Below are 9,555 nucleotides of genomic sequence, written 5' to 3' on the forward strand. Positions count from 1 at the left end.
CGTGCGGTCCCGGCCGCCGCGGCGCCGGTGGCGGCACCGCCGGTCGCCGCGGCGCCGGTGTCGTGGTCGACGTGGCCCGCCAGGCCCTCGGGTGCGAGCCCGGAACGGACGAGATCGGTGACGGCCCGGTCGATCTCGTCCTCGCCGAGCAGGCGGCGCAGCCGCAGGACGGCACCGACGATCTCACCCTGCTGGCGGCGCAGCGCGTCCAGCGAGTGCGTGCCGCGGGCGATCTCGGCCTCGAGGTCCTCGTGTCGGGTGAGCGCGAGCCGGCGGCTCTCCTCGACCGCGTCGAGCAGGAGCTTCTCCGCCTGCTCGCGGGCCTCGCGCACGATCGGATGGTTGGCACCGGCCTCGGCGACGGCCTCCGCCAGCGCCGACTGGGCGATCTGGCGGGCCGCGCCGAGGATGTCGTCGGCCTCCCGCTGGGCGATCTCGAGCATGAGCCCGATCCGCCCGCCCGCCTGCGCGGGGACGCCCTCGGCGAGGCGGGCCTGGGCCTCCTGGCGGTCACGCTCGTGGCGCAGTGCCGATTCCGCCGCCGCCAGCCGGGACGTCACCTCGCTCGCGTACCGCCACAGGACACCGACGTAGTCGTCGACCTGGCGGCGGTCGTACCCCTGGGCGACCTCGTCGAACGTCGGCCGCTCCATGCCGGCGCCGGACTCTTCCCGGCGGTGGTGCGCCCCCATCGGCTACGTTCCTCTCGGTAGGCCCGAACCAAGATCAATACCGAGCAACGCATCGACGATATCGCGGACGGTCACCGACTCCGGCACGTCTGTTCCCCCCGATGCCCCCGAAGCGCCCACACCGGCACCGCCAGCACCGAGCGCGGCCGTCACCCACTCGTCGACGGCGGTGACGGCTCCCGGTGCGTCGAGGCCGTCGGCCAGCCGCTCCCGGACCACGGCGAGCAGCGGACCGGCGTCCGGCGCGGCGGGTGCGGGCAGTGCCGCCGCGGCCCGCCACCGCCGCACCATCAGGTCGGCGGCCGGCAGGTCCGCGGGCGTCCACTCCCACTCCACGGTGTGATGATGATGCAGCAGCGCCAGCCTGATCGCCGCGGGGTCCGCGCCGCCCGCCAGCAACCGCGAGACGAACTCCAGGTTCCCCCGGGACTTCGACATCTTGTGGCCGTCGAGGCCGACCATCGCCGTGTGTACGTAGGCGCGGGCGAACGGCGCCGTGCCCCCCGCGACCTCCGCATGCGCGGCGCTGCACTCATGGTGGGGGAAGACGAGGTCGCTGCCGCCGCCCTGGATGTCGATCGGGGCGCCGAGATGGTGGCGGGCGATGGCGGAGCACTCGACGTGCCAGCCCGGCCGGCCCGGGCCGAACGGCGACGGCCAGGACGGCTCCCCCGGCCGCTCGGCGCGCCACAGCAGCGGGTCCAGCGGGTCCTTCTTGCCCGGCCGGCCCGGGTCGCCGCCGCGCTCGGCGGCCAGCGCCAGCATCTGCGCCGGGCTCAGCCCGGCGACCTCGCCGAACTCCTTCGCCGAGGACACCGAGAAGTACAGGTCGCCCTCGACCGAGTAGGCCGCCCCCCGCTCGACCAGCTGGCCGATCATCTCGACGATGAGCGGCACGGCCTCGACGACGCCGACGTAGTGGTCGGGCGGCAGGACGCGCAGCGCGGTCATGTCCGCGCGGAACAGGTCGATCTCGCGGCGGGCGAGGTCACGCCAGTCGATGCCGTCGCGATCGGCGCGCTCCAGCAGCGGGTCGTCGACATCCGTCACGTTCTGGACGTAACGCACCTCGTGGCCGGCGTCGCGCAGCACCCGCTGCACCAGGTCGTAGGTGAGGTAGGTGAACGCATGGCCCAGGTGCGTCGCGTCGTAGGGGGTGATCCCACAGACGTAGAGGCTGGCCGTCGGACCCGGCCGCAGCGCCCGCACCCGTCCTCTCGCCGTGTCGAGGACACGCAGTTCGCGACCCTGTCCGGGAAGCCTGGGAAGCTGGGGAGAGGGCCACGCGTACATGCGTGTCAGGGTAACCGTGCCGAAGCGGGCTGCGGGACAAGCTGGGCCGGCTCGCCCGAGACCGGGACGCACCGCCCGGCCGGTCGGAAAGCGCGCCGCTGATCAGAAGGGCGGCCAGGGTATGGCCGGCCAGTCCGCGGACGGCATCGGGAAGCGGCGCCGGGCCAGCAGCCGCTCGACCCGTGCCTGGAGCGCAGCCAGTTCCGCGGTGGTGAGCAGGGACGTCAGACGCTCACCCAGATCGCCGCCGAGGGACTCGCTCAGGCCACGGAGCACGGTGCATTCCCGCGCGGTCAGCCGCTCCCCCCGCCAGGTCCACAGCAGGGTGCGCAGCTTGTCGTCGGTGTGAAACGTCACACCGTGATCGATGCCGTAGACCCGGCCGGACGGCGCGGGCAGCAGGTGCCCGCCCTTGCGGTCCGAGTTGTTGATGACCGCGTCGAACAGCGCGATGCGCCGCAGCCGCGGATCGTCCGCCCGGGTCAGCTCCACCAGGTCGACGGTCGTGTCGACGTCGATCCAGAGCTGCACCATCCCCTCACCGAAGGGGCCCGGACGCATCACCGTGGGTGGGACGATGCCCGGGTCCATCGCCTCGGAGACCTCGTAGGCCGCGAGCTCCCGGGCGGCCAGCGTGCCGTCGGGGAAGTCCCAGAGCGCACGCTCGCCGCGCACCGGCTTGTAGACACACCGGGCGCTGGTGACCCGGCCGGCATCATCGCCACCGGGATCCGCACCGGCACCGTCCGCGCCGTCCGCGACGGCGCAGTCCAGGCGGATCTCGCACAGCAGGGTCGCGTTGCTCGCGTCGACGAGCCGGCCGGTGATCTCCAGCTCGCCGGACCGCAGCAGCTCCAGCGCCTGCGACGCGTCCAGCCCGCCGCTGTCGAGCGGATCCAGCGCAGGGCCCTCTCCCGGATCGGGACCGGCCGCGGAAATGCTCACGGGTCTAGTCTCGCCGCCGGCGGCTGCTGGGGGGACGGGTGCCCGCCCGATGCGGCCCTCGCCACCGGGGCCACCCCGGCGCCACCCCCGATGATCTCGTCCTCGCCCGGTGCGGCTGACGCGCCATCGGCCCCCGACCCACCCTCCGTGACCGCGCCGGCGGGCGGCGCCGGGGTGGGGGGTGCCGGCAGGAGGTCGGCCACGGAGCCGCCGATGTCGTTGATCCGCCGGACGAAGGGCCGGTGCTCGCCGTAGCGCACCACGGTCAGCGAGCACGGATCGATGGTGATCCGGTGGTACATGTCCAGATGCATGCCGAGCGCGTCGGCGACCACGGTCCGGATCACGTCACCGTGTGAGCACAGCAGCCAGGTCGCGTCCGGCCCGAGCCGCGCGTTCCACTCGCGCACCGCGTTGACCCCGCGGGCCTGGGTGTCGCGCAGCGCCTCGCCGCCTGGGAAGGTGATGGCGCTCGGCTGACTCTGCACGATCTTCCAGAGCGGGTCGCGGGCCAGGACGGCGAGCTCCTGCCCCGTCCAGTCGCCGTAGTGGCACTCCCCGACCCGGTCGTCGGTCTGGACGGGCTGGTGCCCGCCCGCGGCGGCGGGCCCCGCCGGACGGCGCTCGGCGATCGCCTGGGCGGTCTGCTGGCAGCGGTCGAGCGGGCTGGACACGATCGCGGCCAGCGGGATCTCCGCGAGGCGATCGGCCAGCGCGGCGGCCTGCGCACGGCCCCGGTCGTCGAGGCCGACGCCGGGAGTCCAGCCGAGCAGGATCTTGCCGGTGACCTCGGTGAGACCGTGCCGGACCAGCAGGACGGTGGTCAACCCAGACTTCTCCTTCACCAGTGCGGGGCGCGTACCCGCAGCGGACACCATCGGACACCGGCAGGCACACGGGTGGGGCTGCCGGTGCCGAGCACCGGCCGGCGACTGCCAGGCCGGACACACGTACCAGGTCAGACGCGACGTGCCCGCCAGCCAGAGGCCGACGTCACGACGCGTGATCGGACCACCCGCGGACCACCTACCGCACCACGCTACCGAGCGGGCGTACCCGGAGCTCCCGACGTCGTCGTTACGCTTCGGCAATGCCCGAAGACGCCGTCGACATCCCGCTTGCGCCCACCGCCGACCCTGGCGGGCCGGCCTCGCCCGCGGCGGGCGCGGGTCCCGACGACGGTGTCGTCTTCGCGGCCTTCTGCGCCGCCGGTCTCTGGCCGGGCCTGGGCCGGACGACGGCCGGCCGCCTCGGCGAGGCCGGCATCGAAGGCCGGGCGGACGTCGACCTGGCCCGGCTGTCGGCGGTGCCCGGTGTCTCCGGGCCGCGGGCCCGGCGCCTGCTCGACACGTTCCGCGCGGCCGAGGCCACCTACGCCGCGGTGGAGCTGCTCATTGCGGCTCGGCTGCCGGCCCGGCTCGCGCGCGGCCTGAGCGAGGCGCTGGGCCCCGCGGCGGTCGACGCGCTGCGCGCCGACCCCTGGTCACTGCTGGACGGTGGTGAGGCCGAGCTCGGGGACGCCGACCGCTTCGCCCGTTACTTCGGGCTGGGCCGCACCGACCCACGGCGTGGCCCGGCGGTCGTCACCCACCTGCTGGGCCGGGCCGCCAGCCGGGCCGGTGACACCGCCGCCGACGTGGCGGCCGTGTCCCGGGCAGCGGCCGGCGAGGGGGTCACCGACCCGCTGGCGGCATTGAACAGCGCACTCGAGATCGGCCGGGTGGTCCAGGTGGACGACCGCGTGGCCCTGGAGCGGTTCGCGATGGCCGAGCAGGCGATCGCCGAGGGGGTGGAACGCCTGCTCGCGACGGCGGAGCCCCTGCGCGCCGACGGCGAGGACAGCCCGGCCCGGCGGCGCCGGCGGGCGGCCTCCGGGTCGCCCGGGGACCCGGCGCTCACGCCCCCCGGCGACGCCGCCTCCGAACTCCCGGCGCCGGAGCCCCGGTCGATGTTCGACGACGACGAGGCCGACGACGACGAATCCGATGGCGACGGTTCCGATGGCGACGAGGCCGGCACCGGGAGCGAGGTCGGCGACGGCGGCCCCGGCGACGGTGCGGCCGGCCCGGCGGCACCCGGTGCGGCCAGCGGTCCACGGAGCGGGTCGGCGGACCCGGGTGCGGCCGCGGACCACGCCGTCGCCGGTCTGGACGAGGTCCAGCTGCGGGCCGCGCGCACCGCGCTCGAGGCCGGCGTCAGCGTGCTGACCGGCGGTCCCGGCACGGGCAAGAGCCGCACCGTGGCCGCGGTCGTCCGGCTGGCCGAGGCCGCCGGGGTGGAGGTGGCGCTCGCCGCGCCGACGGGGCGAGCCGCCAAGCGGCTCGAGGAGCTGTGCGGCGCCCCGGCCAGCACCCTGCACCGCCTGCTCGGTGCCCAGGGCCGCGGCGGTGGCTTCACCCGCGACGAGCACAACCCGCTGGAGGCGGACCTGGTGGTCGTCGACGAGACCTCGATGGTCGACGCCGAGCTCGGCGCGGCGCTGCTGGACGCGTGCGCGGACGGCACCCATCTCCTTCTCGTGGGTGATCCCGCCCAACTGCCGAGCATCGGGCCGGGCCAGCTGCTCGCCGACCTGCTGGAGTCCGAGATCGTTCCCGTCACCGAGCTGACCCGGCTCTACCGGCAGGCGGACGGTGGCGCGATCGCGACGATGGCCGCGGCGGTCCGCCAGGGCGAGCTGCCTCCGCCGCCCAGCGGCCCCGGCCGCGAGGTCGTCGTCGTGCCGGCCCGTACCTCCGGCGAGGCCGCCCACCGGGTAGTCCAGCTCGTCACCGACTCGATCCCGCGGGCGCTGGGCATCCCGTCCACCGAGGTGCAGGTCGTGACCCCGGTGCACGGCGGGCCGGCCGGAACCACCGCGCTGAACACCGCGCTCAAGAAGGCGCTCAACCCCGGCCCCGGTGAGGTCTCCGGGTTCGATGTGGGCGACCGGGTCGTGGCGACGGCGAACCATCTGGACCTGGGGTTCGCCAACGGCGAGATCGGCGTCGTCGTGGCGCTCGGTGAGCGGGGCGCGCTGCGGGTGGCCTTCCCCGGCGGCGAGCTCGACATCCCTTCCCACGGTGTGGTGGACCTGCGGCATGGCTGGGCCGTCACGGTGCATCGCGCCCAGGGCAGCGAGTGGGCCGCCGTGGTGGGCGTGTTCCCCCCGGAGGCCGGCCGCATGTTGAACCGCCCGCTGGTCTACACGGCGATGACCCGGGCCCGCAGTCATCTCTCGATCGTCTCGGTGAACGGCCCGGCGCTGCGCGCGGCGGTGCGTGACGCCGGCGGGCGACGGCGGGCGACGCTGCTGCCCGCGCTGCTGGCCGGTGGCTCGGTCGACCCCTTCGGCCCGGGTGTGGACGACGACGAGGACACCGACGACACCGACGAGCTGCCGACCGACGACACGCCGATCGGGAGCGGCCGGCGCAGCCCGAGCAGCCGGGCCGACGCGCTGGCCGTGCCGGCGCAGGCCGGTCCGCGGGCGGGATCGTCATGAGGCGAACGGCATGAGGCACAGGACTGCCGGGAAGCCTGTCATGAAGCTGTCGCGGGGCGCCGAACCCGACCTGACGAAGATCGCGTGGCACACGAATGGGTAGCGTTCGGGTGGTGAGCCCTGACGACCTGCCGACCGGGCAGGTCGGGAAATCGTCCTCGGCGCCGGGCACCAGCTCGGAACCGGGGCATGCACCGGTTCTGGAGGCCCCCGAGACGGGCGAGGCGCCGGCCGCGGCCGAGACACCCGCCCACGGTCCCGTGCTCGCCCAGCGGGTGCCGATCGAGCTGGCGGGGCCGGGTGAGCAGGCCGTGCCGGTCAGGCAGGCCGCCACGCCGGTCGACCCGCAGGAGTCCGCGCGGCGATCCGCTCCCGACAACGTCCGATCGGGGTGGTCGCAGCGACCGGCGTGGTCGCAGCGCTGGGCGGCCGGGCTGGGGCTGGCTCGGCAATGGACGGTGGCCGCGGCACCCCAGCTCGTCCTCGTCGGGACGCTGCTGGCGGTCGTGACAGGTGCCGTGCTCCGCTTCGCCACGCCGAGTCACCTGTGGCTGGACGAGTCGCTGACCGTCGGGATCGCGTCCCGGTCGGTGCCCGACCTGCTCGAGGCGCTCCGCCACGACGGCTCGCCGCCGTTGTACTACCTCCTGCTGCACGGGTGGATCACGCTGTTCGGTGACGGCGACGTCGCCGTCCGGGCCCTGTCCGGTGTGCTCTCGCTCGCCACGCTGCCGCTGGCCTGGCTGGCCGGGCGGCGCGTGGGCCGCTACGCGACCGCGCTCGGCAACGGTGGGCCGACAGCCGAACAGCGCGTCGGGCGCGCCGCCCTGCTGCTCTTCGCCTGTTCGCCGTACGCGATCCGCTACGGCAGCGAGGCAAGGATGTACTCGCTGGTCGTCCTGCTGGTGCTGGTGTTCGGGTTCGCGGCGATCCGGGCGCTGAACCGCAGCAGCCCGTTTCGGCTGGCCCTGCTGACGCTCGCGACGGCCGCCCTGGTCTACACGCACTACTGGACGTTCCTGCTGGTGTTCACGGTCGCGGCGTTCCTGCTCGTGCAGGCGCGGCGGCGGCCCGGCTACCGCCGCCCGGCGCTGCGCGCGTTCGCCGCGATGGCGGCCTCGGCGTTGCTCTTCGCGCCGTGGATGCCGGTGTTCCTCTTCCAGATGCTGCACACCGGGACACCCTGGGCACCGCGAGTGCAGGCCCAGGTACTTCTCGACACCGTCTTCGACTGGGCCGGGCCGCAGTCGACCGGGGCCCTGCTGGGCGTCATCCTGCTCGGCGGCGCGCTGATCGGGCTCACCGCCAGGCCCCTGGGCCGCGAGCTCCACGTCAAGATCTCCGGGCGCACGCCGGGCCGGTACCTCGCGGCGATCTGGCTCGTGCCGCTCGTGCTGGCCTACTTCGTCAACATGTTCGGCGGCAGCGCCTACGCGGAGCGGTACACCGGCATCGCCCTGCCGGCCTGCCTCCTGCTGGCCGCGCTGGGCATCGCCCACCTGCCCGTTCACCGCGCGTTCGTGGCGGTGCTCGTCATCGCCTCGGTCAGCGGGCTGATCGGCGGCTACCAGCTCGCCCGCACCGAACGGACCCAGGCCGGTGAGATCGCCGACCGGATCGCCCGGATCGCCCGGCCGGGCGACGTCGTCGCCTACTGCCCGGACCAGCTGGGCCCGGCGGTGCACCGGGCGATCGTGCGCCGCGGCGACATCGACGTCCGGGAGATCGTCTACGCCGACGAGACCGGCCCCGCCCTCGTCGACTGGGTCGACTACGCGGACCGGATGAAGCGCGCGAACGGCACGGCCTTCGCCGCCGAGGTGAACGAGCTGGCCGGGCCCGACCACGCCGTGCTGCTCGTGCGGGCCGATGGGTACCGATTCCTGGAAGGTGCCTGCGCGGTGGTCTCCGACCAGCTCGCGGCGCTGCGCGACCGCGCGTTGCAGGTCGAGAAGCGCAATCTTTACGAGGGCGCGGCGTTGGAGCGGTTCTCCACTCTGCGCTGACCGTCCGTCGTACGTTGACCGTCCGTCGCACGCTGGGGCTGCGCCCTGCGCTGACGCGGGGCCACGAGGTGGCCCCGCGCGGCCGCCGTGCCGGTCGCGGCCAGGACGAGCAGAGCCATCGGCAGCGTGTAGTGGTTGAAGAAGGTCTGCTTGTTCATCAGATCCAGCCCGAGCAGGACCACCGCCGAGCCCGCGCAGAAGCCTGGCGCGCCCCCACGGGCCCGCCAGGCCAGCAGGTAGCTGCCAGCCAGCACGGCGGCGGTCGCGCCGAAGCCGAGCGTGATCCCGAAATGGTGCGCCCAGCCCGGCAGCGAAAGCGAGTGGTCGAGCACCGGGTAGTCGAGGTTGGTGCGGACAGCGTCTGCGAAGAAGTCCCGCGGTGCCGCGACGATCCAGGGCGCCACCACCGCGAGCCCGAGGCCGGCCGATGCCAGCGTCCGGCGCGGGCCGAAGGCCGGCCAGCAGGCCGCGACCGGCAGGATCAGCGCCATATGCTGCTTGCTGGCCAACGCGAGCGCGAGGGCGACCACGGCCAGCCGGGTGCGGCCGGTGGTGACCGCCCGGACCACCACGGCGAGCGCCACCACGAGCAGCGGCTCCGTCCACGACTGCTGCAGCGCGTACATCGACTCCGGGAACACGACGAGCAGGAGTGGCAGGAGCCGGGTGACGCGCGGACTGGTATCCGCACCAGCGTCCGTGCCCGGGCCTGCGGTACCGCGCCCTGCGCCGTGCGGGCGGGCGATGACCGCCGCGCAGGCAAGCGCCAGGAGCAGGCCGTACCGGACGTCACCGAACACCCACCGAAACGGCGCCAGCAGCAGCGAGGTGCCCGGCAGGTAGGGGTAAACGTCGAAGAGCCCGCCCGCGGTGTGGGCGTAGGTCACCGGGTCGGGCCCCCACTGCTGGCGGTACATGTTCTCGCCGTCGGCCAGCCCCGACGTCGAGCCCTGCAGCAGGTGGAACACGTCGATCCGCGGCCGCGGCGCGGCGACGATCGTGGCGACGCCGGCGGCGACGGCGAGGCCGAGCACCGCCCAGAACACCCAGGACCGCGCCCACCACGGCCCCCGGCTCCCGGCCAGGCCCACCCCGGCCCCCACGCCGGACCCGGACCGCGCAGCGTCGGCGCCGG

General features: G+C 74.7%; 6 protein-coding genes and 1 pseudogene. 2 read left to right on the forward strand and 5 right to left on the reverse strand.

Features of this window, described 5'->3' with window-relative positions; all coding sequences use genetic code 11:
- The 4 genes and pseudogenes from FREUN1FDRAFT_RS36200 to FREUN1FDRAFT_RS36215 form a co-directional block, all read right to left on the reverse strand.
- Positions 1-692 (reverse strand): annotated as a pseudogene (locus FREUN1FDRAFT_RS36200) (hypothetical protein); the annotation flags it as partial.
- 3 nt (positions 693-695) lie between these two features.
- On the reverse strand, positions 696-1,985 hold the full coding sequence (mshC, locus tag FREUN1FDRAFT_RS36205; protein ID WP_035957267.1) for a cysteine--1-D-myo-inosityl 2-amino-2-deoxy-alpha-D-glucopyranoside ligase: 1,290 nt from the start codon (positions 1,983-1,985) through the stop codon (positions 696-698).
- A 102-nt stretch (positions 1,986-2,087) separates the two neighbouring features.
- The gene (locus FREUN1FDRAFT_RS36210) at positions 2,088-2,930 is read right to left on the reverse strand and encodes an SCO1664 family protein (RefSeq protein ID WP_006545380.1); all 843 of its coding nucleotides are present in this window, start codon (positions 2,928-2,930) and stop codon (positions 2,088-2,090) included.
- Positions 2,927-3,757, reverse strand: a complete 831-nt coding sequence (locus tag FREUN1FDRAFT_RS36215; protein ID WP_006545381.1) for a histidine phosphatase family protein — start codon at positions 3,755-3,757, stop codon at positions 2,927-2,929. Before FREUN1FDRAFT_RS36215 ends, FREUN1FDRAFT_RS36210 begins: the two co-directional genes overlap by 4 nt.
- 263 nt (positions 3,758-4,020) lie before the next feature.
- Between FREUN1FDRAFT_RS36215 and FREUN1FDRAFT_RS36220 the strand changes: the two genes are divergently transcribed.
- Together FREUN1FDRAFT_RS36220 and FREUN1FDRAFT_RS36225 are read left to right on the forward strand one after the other, a co-directional pair.
- Positions 4,021-6,414, forward strand: a complete 2,394-nt coding sequence (locus FREUN1FDRAFT_RS36220; RefSeq protein ID WP_006545382.1) for an AAA family ATPase — start codon at positions 4,021-4,023, stop codon at positions 6,412-6,414.
- 95 nt (positions 6,415-6,509) lie between these two features.
- Positions 6,510-8,420, forward strand: coding sequence for a glycosyltransferase family 39 protein (locus FREUN1FDRAFT_RS36225; RefSeq protein ID WP_006545384.1), 1,911 nt, complete (start codon positions 6,510-6,512; stop codon positions 8,418-8,420).
- On the opposite strand, the gene FREUN1FDRAFT_RS36230 is transcribed toward FREUN1FDRAFT_RS36225, so the two are convergent.
- Positions 8,378-9,555 (reverse strand): hypothetical protein (locus FREUN1FDRAFT_RS36230; RefSeq protein ID WP_006545385.1); only part of this gene is annotated, 1,178 nt, incomplete at its 5' end. The two genes, FREUN1FDRAFT_RS36225 and FREUN1FDRAFT_RS36230, sit on opposite strands and share 43 nt — an antisense overlap.

The organism is Parafrankia sp. EUN1f, from assembly GCF_000177675.1.
Lineage (GTDB): Bacteria > Actinomycetota > Actinomycetes > Frankiales > Frankiaceae > Parafrankia.

What these genes read in the sequence shown, in the direction of transcription:
- FREUN1FDRAFT_RS36225 (WP_006545384.1), top strand. Translation starts at nt 6,510, where the DNA reads ATGGGTAGCGTTCGGGTGGTGAGCCCTGACGACCTGCCGACCGGGCAG.
- mshC (WP_035957267.1), bottom strand. Translation starts at nt 1,985, where the DNA reads ATGTACGCGTGGCCCTCTCCCCAGCTTCCCAGGCTTCCCGGACAGGGT.
- FREUN1FDRAFT_RS36220 (WP_006545382.1), top strand. Translation starts at nt 4,021, where the DNA reads ATGCCCGAAGACGCCGTCGACATCCCGCTTGCGCCCACCGCCGACCCT.